Raw genomic sequence first — 16,697 nt, 5'->3', positions numbered from 1 at the left:
TACACCGGTAGGCTGAACCTATGCCTCTGCTTCCCCTCACCGAAGACAGCTTTCTGTTTCCCGGCGCCGTCAACTCGCTGGTGCTCAGCAACGGCTCCGGCGGCGCCCTGCTGGTGGACACCGGGCTGGACGAGTCGCACGCCCGCAAGCTGCTGCGGGAGGTTCAGGCGGCGGGCCTGACGCCCAGCGCCGTGCTGAACACCCACAGCCACGCCGACCACCACGGCAGCAATGCGTTCATCCTGAAGCGCTTTCCGGAGCTGACCATCTGGGCGCCTCCACTGGAGGCGGCCATCATCCGGTATCCGATGCTGGAACCGCTGTATCTGTATGGCGCGCTGCCCCCCCGGGAACTGCAGAGCAAGTTTCTGCTGGCGCCCTCCAGCCCGGCGCAGGCGCTGGAACCGGGCACGCACACGCTGGGCGGCGTGGAGGTGGAACTGCTGCCGGTGCCGGGCCACGCGGTCGAGATGTACGCGGTGCGGCGAGCTGAGCTGCTCTACGCCGCCGACGCGCTGTTCGGGCCGGAGCCGCTGCAGAAGCATCCGCTGACCTTCTGTGCCGACAGCGCCCTGCAGAAAGACAGCGCGCGGCGGCTGGGCACGCTGGAGGGCATCTCCATCACGGTTCCGGGCCACGGCGACCCCACCGGGCAGCTGGACCCGCTGGTGGCCCTCAACCTGCAGAGCCTGGAACGCACCACCGCAGCGGTGTTAGACGCCTGCAGCGAGCCCGGCACCGCAGATGAGCTGCTGGCGCGTGTCTGTGAGCAGCTGCAGGTGAGCATGAACAACGCGGGCGCGGTGGTACTCAACCGCAGCGTGGTGAGCGCTCACCTGACGGAGCTGCTGGCTTTGGGCCGCGTACAGCTGCAGGTGCAGGACAACCGGATGCTGTTTGGCCGCACGGGTGCGTAAAGACCAGCTTATGAGCGCATCATGCTGACCTGATGGGGCCAGCGGTACGGTGCAGCCATGACCAAGAAGAGTGGTGGCAAGAAGGCCGGCGCCAACCCGGTGGGCAAGACCGACGCGGCGCACCAGGAAGGCGTGAACAACCAGGAGGCGAAGTTCGCGCAGCTGATCGACCACAGCTACCTGGACGAGCAGGGCTTTGACGTGGTGGCCGAGAGCCTCCAGCGCAACCTGACCACCACCATCTGCCTGTACCTGAAGCTCAAGAAGTTCCACTGGGACATCCGGGGCCGTCACTTCCGCGACCTGCACCTGGCCTACGACGACTTCATCGCCAAGATCTTCCCCAGCATCGACGAGCAGGCTGAGCGGCTGGTGATGCTGGGCGGCAGCCCGGTGTCGGCCCCGGCCGATCTGGAGCGCTACAGCACCGTGCGGGTGCCCACCGAGACCATCCACGACGCCCGCGAGCAGCTGACGGCCCTGGTGGACGACTTCACCCGCGTGGCCCGCGGCTACCGCGACGACAGCAAGGCCGTGGACGACGCCGGCGACCCGGCCACCAGCGACATGTACAACGCCATCCTGCACATCATGGACGAGGTGCGCTGGATGCTGCAGGCGATGCTGGACGACGCCCGGATGGACTGAGGCAGATGTGGGCCGGCCTGTCTGCCGTGCCCTGCTCAGGCATATCGGCCGCTCTGCTGAACACCGTCTCCTGCCGCTGCGGCGCGGTCTGGCGATTTCGCGCCCATCCGCGCAGCCTGATTGCTGATCAGAACACGTGGCCGGGCCGCTGGAAGCCCTGGCGGGAGGTGTGGCCCAGCACCCTCACCAAGTCCCGTTGCACCCGCTGCAAGCGCCAGCTCCAGCCACGCTGAAGCTGGCCTGAGACCACCCCTCCTGTATGGCCAAGTTTGATTACAGCCTCGACTACGCCCGGCTCGACCTGCGGGCCCATCCGGAACTGTACCGGGTGGGCGTGGGTGAGCAGGGCGTGTTGCTGGTGCAGCCATACAAGAGTGAGCTGCTGCCGCACTGGCGCTTCCGCACCCCGGAACTCGCCCGCGAGAGCAGCGAGACGCTGTACCGGATGTTTCTCGCGTATCTGGAGGCGGGCGACTTGGTGGGCGCGGACATGGCCCGCAAGTTCATTCAGATGGGCTACACCCGGTCCCGCCGCTACGCCAACCACCGGGGCGGCAAAAAGTACGACGGTCCCGTCCCGGAGGAACAGAAGGGCCGCAGCGGCGCCCACGGTCGTGACGAGTTGCCGCGCAGCCCGGAGGACCCGGAGAAGGCCGAGGCTGCCCGCATTTTCAAGGCCAAGTGGGACGAGGCCCGCGCCAATCCGGAGTACCGGCGGCTGCAGGCCGAGCACAAGGCAAAATACGGCTGAACTTCGGGCCGAGGCACGGGTCCGTGCCGACTCACGACTTCCCCGTCCACCCTCTGGCTTTACAGGGCGGCAGCGACCTTCCGGAACAGGGCCGGCACCTCCGGCGCCTCCCGGCCATCGGCCCAGCGGTAGCGCAGGTCCCACAGCGGACCGTGCTCGCCCACGCCCATGCCGGCAGGGAACGCGGCGCGGTAGTCCAGCGAACCGTCCACGGGCTCTCCCCCGAAGGCGGCCATCACCCGCTCCACCTCACGGACATGGCCGAAGTGCACCGCGTGCAGCATGGACCCGTCCTGCCACAGGAAGCGGGGAAGCGCCTCCGGGGGCTGGTCCAGGGTGCCGGGGCGGGCGTGGTGGGCGTACCCCAGCCCCGGACGCAGCCGCACCGTGACCTGCTGCGCCTCACCCAGCAGCCCGAAGCTGCCCACGAACGGCCGCGTCAGGTCGTAGCCCTGCACGTTCTTGACCACCCGTCCCCCGGCCCGGATCAGCCGGCCGCTGGGAGCACGGAAACTCAGACCCAACACTTCGGCCCCAAAGAAGAACGTCTGGGCAAACCCGCCCCGCGTGACCAGACCGCCCAGGCCGCCCGGCAGCTCCACCGGCGGAAACGGCGGATACAGCCCGATCGGCAGCGCCGCCCAGATGTCCAGCAGGGGCGTCTCGGCGCTGGCGGTGCAGACCTGATCGTCGGCGGAGATCTCAAGCATCACTGGCCTCCGGCTGCGGCAGGACTTTGCCGGGATTCAGCGCCATGCCCGGATCCAGCGCCCGCTTCACGTCCCACAGCGCCGCCAGGGTCGTGGGGTCCACCGCCTCCTGCATGAACGCCACCTTCATGCTGCCGATGCCGTGCTCGCCGCTCAGCACGCCGCCGTAGCGGATTGCCACCCGCGCCACCTCATGGGCCAGCTGATGCACCGCCTCCGGTGAATCCTGACGCGGGTCGAACAGGATGTTGGGATGCAGGTTCCCGTCTCCGATGTGCCCGAACTGCACCATATGCAGCCCCGACGCCTGTCCCAGCCGCTCGATCTCGCGCACCACGTCCGGCAGCACGCTGCGGGGCACCACGATGTCCTCGTTCATGCGCTGCGGCCGGATGCGCCCCAGCGCAGGCGACACGCTGCGCCGCGCCCGCCACAGCGCCGCGCTGTCGGCCTCATCGGCGGCGCGGCGCACGGTGCCGCAGGCCCGCATGCAGGCCTGCTCCACCAGCTCCAGTTCATGTTCCACCGTCTCCAGATCGTCGCCGTCGGTGTCCACCACCAGCACCGCGCCCGCCTCGCGGGGCAGCCCGATCTGCAGGTAGTCCTCGACGGCGTTCACGCAGGCCCGGTCCATGAATTCCAGCTTGCTCGGCACCGCGCCGCCGGCAATCGCGGCACTCACCGCCTCGGCCGCCTGCCCCACCTCCGCGAAGTGACTCATCAGGGTGCGGGTGTAGCGCGCGGGCGTGGTGAGCCGCAGGGTCGCCTCGGTGACGAGGCCCAGCGTGCCCTCCGACCCGATCAGCAGGCCCGCCAAGTCGTAGGCGTCGCGGGTGAGCCGGTGCACCTCACCGTCCGCGTCCACAAATTCCAGCGCCTTCACGTAGTCGCCGCTGACCCCGTACTTGAAGCACATCGGGCCGCCCGCGTTCTCGCCGAGGTTACCGCCGATGGTGCTGGTGCGGAAGCTGGCCGGGTCCGGCGGGTACACCAGCCCGTGCGGCCGCGCCGCCTCGCTCACCTGCAGCGTCACCACGCCCGGCTGTGCGCGGGCCTCGCGGCGCAACGGATCGATGTGCAGGCGGGTCATGCGGGTGAAGCTGATCACCAGCCCTTCCTGGGCCGGGGCCGCTCCGCCGCTCAGGCCGCTGGCGGCCCCGCGCCCGACAATCGGCACCCCGGCCTGCCGCGCGGCCCGCACCGCCGCTACCACGTCGGCGGTGCTCTCCGGCAGCACCACCGCCAGCGGCGTGGCCCCAAACTGGATGGCGTCGTAGCGGTAGTTCAGCCGCTCACCCAGCGTGCTCAGCACCTTGCCGTCCCCCAGCAGGCGGGTCAGGTCACGGGCCAGCCCGGCCCGGTCCGGGGCCCCGGGCCGGGCCGGGCCGCTGACCGTCACAGCTCGCCCCGGTACGCCAGGTCCAGCAGTTCGATGGTGTGCATCACCCGAACGGGGCTGCCCAGCCGGGTCAGGTGGCTCTGCAGCTGGGTATGGCAGCCCACGTTGCCGCTCACCACGATGTCTGGCCGCACCGAGAGCACATTCCTGGCCTTGCGGTCGCCCAGCCGCCCGGCCAGGTCCGGCTGCTCGATGTTGTACGTGCCGGCCGAGCCGCAGCACAGGTCACCTTCCGGAATGTCCAGCAGTTCCACCCCCGGAATGCTGCGAATCAGGGCGCGCGGCTCGGCCTTCACGCCCTGGGCGTGCGCCAGATGGCAGGCGTCGTGGTAGGCCACCCGCAGCGGCCGGGTGGTGGGCATGAACGGCTCCAGCCCGCCCGCCGCGCTCAGCTCCGCGAGGTACACGCTGATGTCCTGCACCTTGCTGGCGAGCCGCCGGGCCTGCCCCTCCTCCGGCTCGCCGGCCAGCAGCATCGGGTATTCCTTGAGGCCCGCCCCGCAGCCGGCGGCGTTGCTCAGAATGGCGTCCACGCCGGCCGGGTCGAAGGCGTCCAGGTTACGGCGGGCCTGCTGGAGCGCCAGTGGCCGCGCTCCGGTGTGCATGGCGGCGGCCCCGCAGCAGCCCTGCCCGGGCGGCACCACCACCTCAATGCCGTTGCGGCTCAGCACCCGCACGGTGGCCGCGTTGAAGTTGGGCGTCAGCACCTGCTGGGCGCACCCCTCCAGGAACGCCACCCGGCCGCGCTTCGGGCCGTGCGCCGGCGTGAAGGCCGGCAGCGGCTGGGCCGGCTGGACCGCACTGGGCAGCAGGTCCAGAGGAGCGCGCAGGGCCTGCGGCAGCAGCGGGGCCAGCGGCTTGGCATACTTGCCGACCGTGGCCCCCGCGCGGAACAGGGCCGGGCGCGGCAGCATGGTCAGCACGGCCGAGCGGGTCAGCCGCTGGATCACCGGGCGGCGGCGCTGCGGCTCGGCCCAGCCGCGGAAGCCGCTGATCAGCTCGCCGTAGGGCACGCCGCTGGGGCAGGCGGTGACACAACCCAGGCAGCCCAGGCAGCGGTCCAGGTGCGGGGCCGCGTCCAGCAGCGGCAGCTCTCCCTCCAGCACGCTCTTCATCAGCACGATGCGTCCGCGCGGGCTGTCCATCTCGTCGCCCAGCAGGGTGTAGGTGGGGCAGGCCGGCAGGCAGAAGCCGCAATGGACACAGGCATCCACCGCATGGGCCATCAGCTGGCCCTGCGCGTCGGGATGCTGCGCGGCAATGTCGTTGTTCATGAGTGAGCTCCTGTCAGGGAATCCGGAAATGGGGAACGGCAGGCGCCGGGCCGCAGCCCTGGCAGGTCTTTTTGGACTCTAGCGTCTGCCCGCGCCTTCGATGGTGGCGCAAGGCAGCCGTCTGCGCGCCGCCACTGTCCACACAGCCACGCGTGTCCGGAACACTTCACGCTTGACCAAGCCGCCCGCAGCTTGACCTGGAGTGCACTCCAGGTTGCATGCTGAAGCCATGCCCGAGCTGATGCCGTCAGAGCTGAGCATTCAGGAGGCCGCCCGTTCCACCGGCCTCAGCCCCGATACGCTGCGCTATTACGAGCGCATCGGGCTGCTGGAGCCGGTCAGCCGGCATTCCAGCGGGCACCGCCGCTACCACCCGCAGGACCTGCACCGGGTGGGCTTCCTGTCGTGCCTGCGGGCCACCGGCATGAGCATCCGGCAGCTGCAGGCCTTCACCGCTCTGGCCAGCGAGGGTCCACACACCGTGGACGCGCGGCTGGCGCTGCTGGAAGCGCACAAGGCTCAGGTGCGGGCGCGCATCGCCGAGCTGGAACACGCCCTGAGCACCATCGACCACAAGATCACTTACTACCGCAGCACCGGAGGACACGCATGACCACGTACCGCAAACTGGGCCGCAGCGGCCTGCACCTCTTCCCGATCGGCCTGGGCAGCATGCAGTTCGGCTGGAGCGCCGACGAAGCCACGTCTCAGCAGATCATGGACCGCTATTACGCGGCGGGCGGCAACTTCATCGACACCGCCGACATCTACACCACCTGGACCGCCGGCAATCCGGGCGGCGTGTCGGAGGAGATCATCGGGCGCTGGATGAAGGCGCGCGGCAACCGCGACGACATCGTGATCGCCACCAAGGTGCGCGGCGCGATGGGCGAGCGCGGCGCAGAAGGCCGCAAGAGCATACATCAGCGCGAGGGGCTGTCGCGGCGCTGGATCATCAAGGCCTGCGAGGACAGCCTGCGCCGCCTGCAGACCGATCACATTGACCTGTATCAGGCGCACGCCATCGACAACCAGACGCCCATCGAGGAGACCCTCTCGGCCTTCACCGAACTGGTGCAGCGCGGCTACGTGCGGTACATCGGCTGCAGCAACTACAGCGCGTGGCGACTGATGCAGGCGCTGTGGACCAGCGACCGCAAGGGGCTGGAGAGCTTTGTCAGCATTCAGCCGGAGTACAGCCTGCTCACCCCCACCCGCGCCAACTTCGAGCGTGAGCTGCAGCGGGTGTGCGTGGAGTACGGCATCGGCGTGATTCCGTGGAGCCCGCTGGGCGGCGGCATGCTGACCGGCAAGTACAAGCGCGGTCAGCCGCTGCCCGAGAGCGTGCGGGCCGACGAGAACGCCGCACGCCGCTTCAGCGACCGCAACTTCGACGTGGTAGAGACGCTGGAGACGGTGGCGCAGCGCCACGACGCCAAGCCGGCCCAGGTGGCGCTGGCGTGGCTGCTGTCCACCCCGGCCATGACCGCCCCGATCATCGGCGCCAACAGCGTGGCGCAGCTGGACGACCTGCTCGGCACCGTGAACCTGACGCTGAGCGAGGACGACATCACGGAGATCAACAAGGCCAGCGACTGGGAACGCGCCCGCACCGAACTGGAGTTCTGAAGGTCAGGCGCGGAGGGGAGGCCGGGAGAATCATGCCCGGCCGCCCCTCCGCTTTCGGTTGCCGGGCGGAGGGGCAGCAGATACTTCAACCGCTCAATGCGCCCCTCACCCGGCGAACAGGGCCGGCTGGGGCGCGGCCAGCAGGGCCAGCGCCTTGTGGTCCAGCCGCGACAGGGGGCGCCCGCCCACAGCGGTCAGCGGCTTGGCCGCCTGCGCCCGATACACCCGCAGTTGAATCTGCCGGTGGGTCATGGTGTGGTTCACCACGCCCAGCCACTCGGCCTCCGTGGCGTTCAGCCGCTGCTGCAACCGGTTCAGCGCGCCGGCCACGTCCACATCCCGCACCTCCTCCAGCGGCAGGCCCCACAGCCCGCCCAGCAGGGTGCCGGTTCGCTGCTCCAGATACGCCTGCTCCCCGTCCCCGATCAGCAGCGCCACCGCCACGGTCACCTGCACGGCCGCCCGCTTTTTCGGAGCCGGGTACTGGGCCGGATCGCCGCTGGCGAAGGCGGCGCAATGCGTCTGGAGCGGACAGACCGCGCATCTGGGGCTTTTCGGGGTGCAGATGGTGGCGCCCAGGTCCATCAGCGCCTCGTTCCAGTCGCCGGGCCGCTGGGGGTCCAGCAACACGTCCGCCTGCTGCTGGGCCCAGCGGTCGGTGGGCTCCCGGACGCCAGAGAGGCGGCTGAGCACCCGCCGCACGTTGCCGTCCATCACCGCCTGCCGCTCCCCAAACGCCAGCGACGCCACTGCCGCCGCCGTATACGGCCCGACGCCCGGCAGCGCCAGCCAGCCCTGGTGGGTGGTGGGCATGCCCGAGGCCGCCATTTCCCTGGCCGCCCGGTGCAGGTTGCGGGCCCGGGCGTAGTACCCGCAGCCCTCCCAGGCCTTCAGCACCGCCTCTTCCGGGGCGGCGGCCAGCCGCTCCACGTCCGGGAAGGCCGTCAGGAAACGCTCGAAGTACACCAGCCCGCGCGCCACCTGCGTCTGCTGCAGCAGCACCTCGCTGATCCAGACCCGGTAGGGGTCACGGCGGCCGTCCGGGCGGGTCAGGCGCCACGGCAGCGCGCGGGCATGCCGGTCGAACCACGAGAGCAGCAGCGGGCGCACGGCAGCGGGGTCAGGCACCCGGCGAGTGTATCCACTCTGAAGCCGGCGCGCCGTGTCAGGGTTTACGCTGAAGGCATGACCGGTGCGGCAGTCCAGAAGGCGATGACCGAAGCCAGTTACAGCACCAACACCGCCAACGCCCTGATCCATCTGTACCGCGCCGAGGTGGGCAAGACCACCGCCTACCGCCAGCGGCTGGACATGACCACCAACTGGGCCATCGTGACCACGGCCGGTCTGGCGAGCTTCGCGCTGGGCGACAACAGCAACAGCCACGCCACGTTCCTGTTCGCCATGTTTATGGACTACTTCTTTCTGCATCTGGAGGCGCGGCGCTTCCGCATTTTCGAGATCAGTCACCACCGGGTGCGGCTGATGGAACGCTTCTTCTATCCGGCGATGCTGGGCGACCGGGTGGACCCCGGCTGGCATCAGCTGCTGCTGGCCGAGCTGGGGCGCCCGCGCAGCCCGATGAGCCGCTGGGATTCGCTCGGCTGGCGGCTGCGGCGCAACTACCTGTGGATCTACGCCGCGGTGCTGATGGCCTGGCTCGCCAAACTGGACATTGTGCGGTCCAAGGACGTGAGCTTCTCGCCGCGCACGCTGGTGGACATGGCCAGCATCGGGAACCTGCCCGGCTGGCTGATTTTTGGCGCGGTGGGGGTGTTCTACGGCTACCTGATCCGGCTGGCCGTGAACGCCACCCGCGACTATCCGATGGAAGAAGGCTGAACAGCGGCCACCATCCGGTTCGCCGCGCCCGTATACACTGCCCGCATGTCGATTCCTCCTCACGAATTCCGCCAGACCCTGGGCCGCTTCGCCAGCGGGGTGACGATCCTGACCGCCGCACACGGGGGCGAGTACCGGGGCATGACCGCCAGCGCCTTCATGTCGGTGAGCCTGACGCCGCCGCTGATCGTGGCGAGCGTGGACAAGCACGCCAGCATGCACGCCGTGCTGGAGCAGGAGGAGCGCTTCGGAGTCAACATCCTGAGCTGCCATCAGCGCTCGCTGAGCGATCACTTTGCGGGCCGCCCCTCGCAGACCCCGGTGCCGTGGATGCTGCACGAGGGCCTGCCGCTCGTCAGCGGCGCGGTGGCCCAGCTGGTGTGCCTGAAAACCCAGACGGTGGACGCCGGCGACCACACCCTCTTTATCGCGGAGGTGGAGTACAGCCGCTACACCGACGACGATCCGCTGGTGTACTTCCGCGGGCAGTACCACGAGCTCGGCTGAGGCCGTGGCCCCGGAGGCTATGGTTATACTCGGTCCATGAACTTTGAGACCGTGAGTCTCACCCGCACGGGTGAGGTCGCCACCCTGACCATCACCGCGCCCAAAAGCGCGCTGGGCCCACTGTTCTGGCAGGAGATGCCGCAGGCGCTCACCCAGCTGCAGGGCGTCCGGGCGCTGGTGGTGCGCGGCAAGGAGCAGTTCAGCGTGGGCCTGGACGTGAAGGCCACCGCCGCTGGGCTGGAGGGGGCACTGGGCAACCGCGCGCGCTTCCGGGCGCTGGTGGCCCCGATGCACGCCAGCATCGAGGGGCTGGCCCGGCTGCCATTCCCGGTGATCGCGGCGGTGGACGGCTGGTGCATCGGGGCCGGGCTGGAACTGGCGCTCGCCTGTGACCTGCGGCTGGGCAGCGCAGCGGCCCGCTTCAGCCTGCCGGAGGTGCGGCTGGGCATCGTGGCCGACCTGGGCGGCCTGCAGCGGCTGCCCCGGCTGGTGGGCCAGGGCTGGGCGCGTCAGCTGGCGCTGACCGGCGAACCGCTGGACGCGGCGACGGCCCGGCAGATCGGGCTGGTGACCGAGCTGCACGACACCCCCGAGCAGCTGTACGCGCGTGCCGCAGAATTGGCCGGGCGGCTGGCCGGGCTGCCGGCCGCCGCGCTGGAAGGCACCAAACGGGTGCTGAACGCCGAACTGCCGCACCAGGACAGCCTGATGATGGCCGTGGACTGGAACGCCGACCACATGACCCCCGAAGCGCTCGCCAGCGTCCTGAAGCGCTGAAGTTCCCTGACCCGAAAGGATTCCCATGACCCAGCCCGCTTCTGCCGACTCCACCTTCCGCCCCGACCTGCTGCGCGGCAAACACGCCCTGATCACCGGCGGCGGCAGCGGCATCAACCTGGGCATCGCCCAGAGCTTCGCCGCCCACGGCTGCCGCGTGACCATCCTGGGCCGCAGCCTGGAGAAGGCGCAGGTGGCGGCCCAGGGCATTCAGGACGCCGGCGGTGAGGCGCTGGGCGTCAGCGCCGACGTGCGCGACGTGGAGGCGCTGGGCCGCGCGGTGGAGGCGGCCACGGCCCGGTTCGGCCGCTTCGACATCGTGCTGTGCGGCGCGGCTGGCAATTTTCCGGCACCGGTGGACGGCATCTCGCCCAACGGCTTCAAGACGGTGGTGGACATTGACCTGCTCGGCACCTACAACACCATCAAGGCGGCCGCGCCCCAGCTTCAGGTGCCGGGCGGCTCCATCCTGAGCATCAGCGCCTACGGGGTGCCGGTGCCGATGCAGGCGCACGTGGTGGCGGCCAAGGCGGGCGTGGACGCGCTCACCCAGGTACTGGCCATCGAGTGGGGACTGCGCGGCGTGCGGGTGAACGCGATTATCCCCGGCCCGATTGACGGCACCGAGGGGATGCGCCGGTTGGCCCCCGACGAGGCCACCCGGCAGCAGTTCACCCGCACCGTGCCGCTGGGCCGCTTCGGGGTGCCGCAGGACATCGCCAATGCCGCGCTGTTCCTGGTCAGTGACGCCGCGAGCTACATCACCGGCGCGATTCTGCCGGTGGACGGCGGTCAGAACATGCTGGGCGGCGCGCCTCAATATCAGATGATGCTCAACATGATGGAACGGCCCAGCTAAATGAGGCTGATTATCATAATCAACATCCAATTCTCAAGGTGAGATGATGTTCTTGACTACCGGTTGGACTGATAAAATGAAGGTATGACACTGCAAGCCGCCCATATTCTTCTGGTCGAGGACGATCCAGGGGACGTGATGTTAACCCGGGAAGCGTTCAAACAGACGGAGATGGTCAGCGAGATCAGTGTGGCGGCCGACGGCATCGAGGCGCTGGAGTTCCTGCGGGGGCAGGGCGACCACCCGGCGGCCCAGCGTCCGGACCTGATCCTGCTGGACCTGAACATGCCGCGCATGAACGGCCTGGACTTTCTGTCGGCGCTCAAGGGCGACAGCGAGCTGAAGCGCATTCCGGTGGTGGTGTTCAGCACCTCCACCGCCGACGCGGACGTGGTGGCCAGCTACGACCGCTACGCCAACAGCTACATCTCCAAGCCGGTGCATTACCACGAGTACAGCGACGTGGTGAAGTCGGTCGAGGAGTTCTGGCTGCGCATCGCCAAGCTGCCGCAGGACTGAGGACAGTTCGCCCACCGGGCCGGCAGTATGCTGCCCGAATGCTCAGACGCTTCCTGCTGCTGGCCGTCCTGCTCACCGCCTGTGCCGAACGCCCGCTCAGTCAGGTGCGCGGCGAGGTCCACGGCCGGACCGGCGGCCCCGGCACGGTGGCTGTATTGGACCCAGACGGCCAGCGGCTGACGAGCGCGCCGCTGGACCGGGTAGGGCGCTTCACCCTGCCGCTGCCCGAAGCCGCGGCGCTGGACGGGGTGCTTCGGCCGAGCGTGGCGCCCGCGTTGCCCGGCTGCACCAGCCAGATCACGGCCAGCGTCCCCGCCGCCCGCTACTGGGTTCAGGACCGGCTAACCGCCTTTCCCACCGGTGGCCCCGCCAGCGGGGTGCCGCTGATCAGCGAGGACCGCAGCAGCGGCCAGACGACGCAGCGGCTTATCCACCGCATGTATGTGTACGCCAGCGCCGCCACCCGGGTGACGGGACAGTCGAGCTGCCCGGCTGCGCCAACCACCCGCTACCAGATGGACCTGAAGGCCGGCTGGAACACCGTGGCGGCCCAGCAGACGCGCGGCAGCGATACCGTGCTCATCAGTGTGGGCGACGACGGGTTCGAACGCTGGAGCGTGGCTCCCTAAAGCCTCCGCAATTGCGCAGGCGCGCTCAGCTGCACAGACATCAGGAGGCGCCGCTGAGAAAAGTCCCCACACCTGTGCCCCCTGGCCCGGCTCAACATGATGCCTTACGTGTCAGGGAGGTCTGAAGGGTTAGGCGGGGAGACGATCTCCCACTGCAGGTGAAGGGCGCTGTCTACCCAGGACTTATAGCTACGACGCAGCTTGGGCGTGAAGGTAAGCCAGGACACCCGCCCTTCCCGAACGCGGAAGGACCAGCTTTCGAACCACCATTGCTCCACGTTTGCATTGAATTCACGTAGACGTCGGTCACCTGGTTGATAACGAAGATCAAGCGCTTCGACAAATGGCCGCAACTGGGCAATGTCACCGCGGCTGATGAGTTGCTGCACCCGCACCTGAATGGCAGCCAGAATATCTATGGTGAAAGGACCGGAGCGTCCCCTACTGCGGTTCAAATCCGCTCTGAGGTCAGGAATGGCTTCTCCAACATCTTGCAGAAACTCAGCCATCCAGCGGTTATTCAGGCCCACGTTTCCATGCTATCGGTCAGCAGGTCGTAGGCTTGCTTATGTGACCGGTCGCATAGCCCCTAGCGCAGCAGGGCAAGGGCCTGCCGGTCCACCGGCCCCAGCCCCTGCGGCAGCCGCTCCGGGGCGAAGAACCGCAGTTCGCTGCCCTCGTCGCCGTCGGCCATCGGGGTGCCGGTCCAGTCGCTCACACGGTACACGGCGGCGTACTGATAGAACTCGTCGCCGTTGGGCAGCCGGACAAAGGTCTCCGGGCCACTCACGACGGTCAACAGCTCGGCCTGCAGCACCCGGATACCCGCCTCCTCCTGCACCTCGCGGCGCAGGGCGTCGTCCAGCCGTTCGCCCAGTTCGCACAGCCCGCCCAGCGTGCCCCAGCCGCCAGTATCGGTGCGGCGCTGCAGCAGCACCTCACCTGAGTGGTTCAGCACCAGCGCGCAGACCCCCACCCAGTTGACCGGGCGCGGCCCGACCAGCGCCCTCAGCTGCCGCACGTAGCTCACCGCGTCAGCCCGCCGAGCCGCTGCAGCTCAATCCGGAGCTGTTCCGGCTGGCCCTCGGCCAGGTACTCGTGGGTCAGATACGTCAGGGCCGGGGCGCGCTCCATGGTCCAGGCCAGCAGCGCCCAGTCGTCCTCCGAGAGCAGCTGGTGGCGGTCACGCAGCCCGTCCTGCTCCAGCCGTGGCCCCGACACGTGAATCTCCCGGACCCGCTCCAGCGGCAGCTGCTGCAGGTACTCCTGCACGTCCTGGCCCAGGTGCCAGCAGGCCACCCGCGCGTGGGCCAGGTCCAGCAGCAGGCCCGCCTGCGCCGCCTCCAGCGCCCGCCGGATGAAGGCCGGGTCCACCCCCCAGCCGGGCTTCTGGCGCCACGGATACCACGGCATATTCTCCAGCAGCAGCGGCACGCCGCTCAGCTGTCGCAACTGCTCTGCCTGCGCCGCGACCCGGCGCAGCAGCTCCGCCTCGCTCAACGCCCCGTCCAACGCGGGCGCGGGGTCCAGATGCACCGACAGGTGAGGGGTGCCGCTTCGGGCGCTCAACGCTCGCAGCAGTTCCGGTTCCGGCAGCTCCGGGCGCGTCACCGAGTAGCGTGGCGGGCCCCAGCCATGCAGCAGCACCGGGCGCAGCGCGAGGGCGCGCTCCACCTCCGGGCGGCTCTGCGGGCTGAGCGGACATTTGATGTGGTCCAGCGGCAGCGCCTCTTCCTGCTCCAGCACCGCATACAGGTCCGGGATACCGTTGGCGGCCAAACTGATACTCATGTGAGCATCTTACACACGTACAGCGGCGATCACGGCGGCGGCCACCGCGTCCTGCACCACGGCGCTGAGCAGCATCGCGTCGGCCGGCGGCCGGGTGCCGCTGCTCAGCACGAAGGCGCTGTCGCCGTCCCAGAAGGTGTGGCTGGGCCGGATCACCCGCGCCAGGGCGGTCTGGGCGGCGTCGGCGAGCCGCTTGGCATCCGCCTTGCTGAGCGTATGCTCGGTGGCCACCGCGATCAGGGTGGTGCTCTCAACCTCGCCGGGTGTGAAGGCCATGGCGCCCGGTCCCTGGCCCGGCCCGGCCAGCAGCCGCCCCTCCTCATCCAGCACGTCGCCGATCGGGTTCACCACCGCCAGCGCCCCCACGCTGACCCCGTGCCGCGTCACGAAACTGCTGCCCAGGCCGCCCGGCGCGGTGTGGCCCGGCCCCAGGTACTTGCCGCAGGTGGCCCCGGTGCCGGCGCCCACCCGGCCCAGCGGCACCGGGTCACTGCTGGCCTCCTGAGCTGCGCGATACCCGTGCTCGTCCAGCGGCCGGGCGCGCGGGTCGCCGCTGCCCAGGTCGTAGATCACGGCGGCCGGCACCAGCGGCACCCGCGCGAACGGGGTGGGGTGTCCCACGCCCTGCTCCTCCAGCCAGCGCACCACCCCGTTGGCCGCGCCCAGCCCAAACGCGCTGCCTCCGGTGAGCAGCAGGGCGTGGACCCGCTCCACCTTCTTGTCTGGCGCCAGCAGCACGCCTTCGCGGGTGCCGGGGCTGGGGCCCAGGAAGCTGGCGCTGGCCACCGCCCCCTCCGGCGGACACAGCAGCACGGTGCAGCCGGTCCGGCCCACCGGATCGGTCCAGTGGCCCACCCGAAAGCCGGGAATGGCCGTGAGGGTGCGGTTGCCGCTCACAGCCGCTCCCCGGCACGGATTTCCGCTACCAGCACGTTCTGTGGTGGGGCCAGCGGGCAGCTCCAGCGCGGGTCGTGGAAGCACGACGGGTGGTAGGCGAAGTTGAAGTCCAGGATCAGCCGTCTGTCCCGGCTGCCCAGGTCAGCACTCTTGACCGTATCCAGCAGGTAGCGCCCGCCGCCGTAGCTGGTGTGGCCGGCGCTGGCGTCCCGGAACGGAATGAACAGGCCGCCGCCGTACACCTCGATCCAGTAGGCGTCCAGCGTGCCCAGGTCGTGGTAATCGTTGTGCAGGGGCAGCCGGCCCAGTCGGCGCAGCGGCAGGTCATGGCCGGCCGAGGTCTGCACCACGAACGCGTCCTCGGGCAGCCCGCCCAGCAGCGGCGCCTCGAAGGCGTAGGCCAGGTCATAGGGCCAGACCGGGAGGTCCATGAAGCTCGACCGGCGCTCCGGGGGCAGTGGCGACTGCGGATGCTGCCGGTACAGCTCCGCCCGCACCCGCTGCCAGTGGGCGTGGGCGGCCGCCGGGTCCGTGGCGTACCCGGCACGGACCTCGGCGTACAGGTCGGCCAGCCGGCGCCGCCAGTCAAGCAGGGTCAGGTCAGCGAGCGGCGGAGCCGGGGCAGCGTCAGGAACCATACGGTCATGCTACCCGCCGCCGGGGCTATGCTCACGTATGCCCCAGGACCAGATGATCTCGTTCGCGGCCGGGTCGCGGACCCTCCAGGCCTACGTCGCTCGCCCGCAGGGAGCCGGGCCGCATCCGGGCGTGCTGGTAATCCACGAGATCTTCGGGCTGCGCGACGACATCCGGCGGGCCGCCGACCGGATGGCCCAGGCCGGCTACGTGGCGATGGCGGTGGACCTGTTCACCGATCAGAACCGGGCGGTGTGCATGACCCGGATGCTGGCGGGCATCTTCCTGAACAGCCTGGAGCACCAGGGCATCCGCGACACCCGAACGGCGCTGGGGGTGCTGGGTACGCTGGAAGGCGTGGACGCTTCACGGCTGGGCGCCATCGGCTTCTGCATGGGCGGCAGCCTGGCCGTGGCGCTGGCCTGCAGCGACGACCGGGTGCGGGCGGTCGCGCCGTATTACGGCTTCAACCCCAGGCCGCTGGAGGCGGTGCGGCGCAGCTGTCCGGTAGTGGGCAGCTACCCTGGCCAGGACGTGACCCGGCAGCAGGGCGAGCGGCTCCGGGCCGAACTGGACGACGAGGGCATCCCCAACGACATCCGGATCTACGAGGGCACCCGGCATTCGTTCGCCAACGCCGGCCCCTCCTTTGACGCGGTGGCGAGCGTGGACGCCTGGAACCGGGTGCTGGCCTTCTTCGACGAGCATGTGCGTGGCGAGGAGAACCTCGCAGGCCGCTGAAGAGTGAGGGGCTGTGAACTTGAACGGCCGTGCACCAGAGCGTCCGCGGATGTCTCCCCCGGAGCTCGAGAAGCTCACGTTCCGGATGTGATCGGCCAGCGGCCCAACTTGAGGCTCTGCACGCTGTCATCCATGTGATCATCGAAAAGCCATCACGTATTGATTCAGCCG

At 69.5% G+C, this 16,697-nt stretch carries 21 protein-coding genes; 12 read left to right on the top strand and 9 right to left on the bottom strand.

Translation table 11 applies throughout. From position 1 onward, the window contains the following. Nucleotides 1-20: 20 nt before the first annotated feature. From ABOD76_RS13440 to ABOD76_RS13430, 3 genes are all read left to right on the top strand, one after another. The gene (locus ABOD76_RS13440) at nucleotides 21-917 is read left to right on the top strand and encodes an MBL fold metallo-hydrolase (RefSeq protein WP_350242471.1); all 897 of its coding nucleotides are present in this window, start codon (nucleotides 21-23) and stop codon (nucleotides 915-917) included. Between the two features lie 57 nt (nucleotides 918-974). Then, nucleotides 975-1,565: a Dps family protein gene (locus ABOD76_RS13435; RefSeq protein WP_350242470.1), complete on the top strand. Its 591-nt coding sequence runs from the start codon at nucleotides 975-977 to the stop codon at nucleotides 1,563-1,565. A 259-nt stretch (nucleotides 1,566-1,824) separates the two neighbouring features. Then, entirely contained in the window at nucleotides 1,825-2,316 is a 492-nt protein-coding gene (locus ABOD76_RS13430) for a DUF4385 domain-containing protein (protein WP_350242469.1), read from the top strand. A 59-nt stretch (nucleotides 2,317-2,375) separates the two neighbouring features. Here ABOD76_RS13430 and ABOD76_RS13425 read toward each other — a convergent pair whose 3' ends face one another. The 3 genes from ABOD76_RS13425 to glcF are packed head-to-tail and all read right to left on the bottom strand — an operon-like array spanning nucleotide 2,376 to nucleotide 5,699. Further along, nucleotides 2,376-3,026: an FAD-binding oxidoreductase gene (locus tag ABOD76_RS13425; protein WP_350242468.1), complete on the bottom strand. Its 651-nt coding sequence runs from the start codon at nucleotides 3,024-3,026 to the stop codon at nucleotides 2,376-2,378. Then, nucleotides 3,019-4,425, bottom strand: coding sequence for an FAD-binding oxidoreductase (locus ABOD76_RS13420; RefSeq protein ID WP_350242467.1), 1,407 nt, complete (start codon nucleotides 4,423-4,425; stop codon nucleotides 3,019-3,021). The genes ABOD76_RS13425 and ABOD76_RS13420 overlap by 8 nt, the downstream gene beginning before the upstream one ends. Further along, a complete protein-coding gene (glcF, locus tag ABOD76_RS13415) occupies nucleotides 4,422-5,699 on the bottom strand; it encodes a glycolate oxidase subunit GlcF (RefSeq protein WP_350242466.1) in 1,278 nt (425 codons plus the stop codon). Before glcF ends, ABOD76_RS13420 begins: the two co-directional genes overlap by 4 nt. Before the next feature lie 229 nt (nucleotides 5,700-5,928). Here glcF and ABOD76_RS13410 point away from each other — a divergent pair, with 229 nt between their 5' ends. Together ABOD76_RS13410 and ABOD76_RS13405 are read left to right on the top strand one after the other, a co-directional pair. Beyond that, complete coding sequence (locus tag ABOD76_RS13410; protein ID WP_350242465.1) at nucleotides 5,929-6,312, top strand: MerR family transcriptional regulator; 384 nt, start codon at nucleotides 5,929-5,931, stop codon at nucleotides 6,310-6,312. Next, entirely contained in the window at nucleotides 6,309-7,328 is a 1,020-nt protein-coding gene (locus ABOD76_RS13405; RefSeq protein WP_350242464.1) for an aldo/keto reductase, read from the top strand. Before ABOD76_RS13410 ends, ABOD76_RS13405 begins: the two co-directional genes overlap by 4 nt. Before the next feature lie 105 nt (nucleotides 7,329-7,433). Here ABOD76_RS13405 and mutY read toward each other — a convergent pair whose 3' ends face one another. Continuing rightward, complete coding sequence (gene mutY, locus ABOD76_RS13400; protein ID WP_350242463.1) at nucleotides 7,434-8,456, bottom strand: A/G-specific adenine glycosylase; 1,023 nt, start codon at nucleotides 8,454-8,456, stop codon at nucleotides 7,434-7,436. 57 nt (nucleotides 8,457-8,513) lie between these two features. On the opposite strand from mutY, the gene ABOD76_RS13395 reads away from it, so the two are divergent. The 6 genes from ABOD76_RS13395 (at nucleotide 8,514) to ABOD76_RS13370 (ending at nucleotide 12,461) form a co-directional block, all read left to right on the top strand. Beyond that, complete coding sequence (locus tag ABOD76_RS13395) at nucleotides 8,514-9,170, top strand: DUF2270 domain-containing protein (protein WP_350242462.1); 657 nt, start codon at nucleotides 8,514-8,516, stop codon at nucleotides 9,168-9,170. Nucleotides 9,171-9,215: 45 nt separating this feature from the next. Next, nucleotides 9,216-9,677 (top strand): flavin reductase family protein, encoded by a 462-nt coding sequence (locus ABOD76_RS13390; RefSeq protein WP_350242461.1) that lies wholly within the window; start codon nucleotides 9,216-9,218, stop codon nucleotides 9,675-9,677. A gap of 36 nt (nucleotides 9,678-9,713) precedes the next feature. Beyond that, nucleotides 9,714-10,454, top strand: a complete 741-nt coding sequence (locus ABOD76_RS13385; RefSeq protein WP_350242460.1) for an enoyl-CoA hydratase-related protein — start codon at nucleotides 9,714-9,716, stop codon at nucleotides 10,452-10,454. Between the two features lie 25 nt (nucleotides 10,455-10,479). Further along, nucleotides 10,480-11,313, top strand: coding sequence for an SDR family oxidoreductase (locus ABOD76_RS13380; protein ID WP_350242459.1), 834 nt, complete (start codon nucleotides 10,480-10,482; stop codon nucleotides 11,311-11,313). Nucleotides 11,314-11,397: 84 nt separating this feature from the next. Further along, nucleotides 11,398-11,832, top strand: a complete 435-nt coding sequence (locus ABOD76_RS13375) for a response regulator (protein WP_350242458.1) — start codon at nucleotides 11,398-11,400, stop codon at nucleotides 11,830-11,832. A gap of 38 nt (nucleotides 11,833-11,870) precedes the next feature. Beyond that, nucleotides 11,871-12,461, top strand: coding sequence for a hypothetical protein (locus ABOD76_RS13370; RefSeq protein WP_350242457.1), 591 nt, complete (start codon nucleotides 11,871-11,873; stop codon nucleotides 12,459-12,461). A gap of 104 nt (nucleotides 12,462-12,565) precedes the next feature. Here the strand turns inward: ABOD76_RS13370 and ABOD76_RS13365 are convergent, their stop codons facing one another. From ABOD76_RS13365 to ABOD76_RS13345, 5 genes are read right to left on the bottom strand one after another with little or no spacing between them, the layout of a single operon-like run. Beyond that, entirely contained in the window at nucleotides 12,566-12,991 is a 426-nt protein-coding gene (locus ABOD76_RS13365) for a hypothetical protein (RefSeq protein ID WP_350242456.1), read from the bottom strand. Nucleotides 12,992-13,050: 59 nt separating this feature from the next. Beyond that, nucleotides 13,051-13,491, bottom strand: a complete 441-nt coding sequence (locus ABOD76_RS13360) for an NUDIX hydrolase (RefSeq protein ID WP_350242455.1) — start codon at nucleotides 13,489-13,491, stop codon at nucleotides 13,051-13,053. Next, nucleotides 13,488-14,252, bottom strand: coding sequence for a multinuclear nonheme iron-dependent oxidase (locus ABOD76_RS13355; protein WP_350242454.1), 765 nt, complete (start codon nucleotides 14,250-14,252; stop codon nucleotides 13,488-13,490). The genes ABOD76_RS13360 and ABOD76_RS13355 overlap by 4 nt, the downstream gene beginning before the upstream one ends. A gap of 9 nt (nucleotides 14,253-14,261) precedes the next feature. Further along, complete coding sequence (locus ABOD76_RS13350; protein ID WP_350242453.1) at nucleotides 14,262-15,149, bottom strand: P1 family peptidase; 888 nt, start codon at nucleotides 15,147-15,149, stop codon at nucleotides 14,262-14,264. After that, on the bottom strand, nucleotides 15,146-15,787 hold the full coding sequence (locus tag ABOD76_RS13345) for a DUF1684 domain-containing protein (protein ID WP_350242452.1): 642 nt from the start codon (nucleotides 15,785-15,787) through the stop codon (nucleotides 15,146-15,148). The genes ABOD76_RS13350 and ABOD76_RS13345 overlap by 4 nt, the downstream gene beginning before the upstream one ends. Before the next feature lie 37 nt (nucleotides 15,788-15,824). On the opposite strand from ABOD76_RS13345, the gene ABOD76_RS13340 reads away from it, so the two are divergent. Next, the gene (locus ABOD76_RS13340; protein WP_350242451.1) at nucleotides 15,825-16,526 is read left to right on the top strand and encodes a dienelactone hydrolase family protein; all 702 of its coding nucleotides are present in this window, start codon (nucleotides 15,825-15,827) and stop codon (nucleotides 16,524-16,526) included. The last annotated feature ends 171 nt before the right edge of the window (nucleotides 16,527-16,697 follow it).

The organism is Deinococcus sonorensis KR-87, from assembly GCF_040256395.1.
GTDB lineage: Bacteria > Deinococcota > Deinococci > Deinococcales > Deinococcaceae > Deinococcus > Deinococcus sonorensis.
Note: the sequence above shows the minus strand (reverse complement) of the source record. Positions and strands in the feature narration are given on the sequence as shown.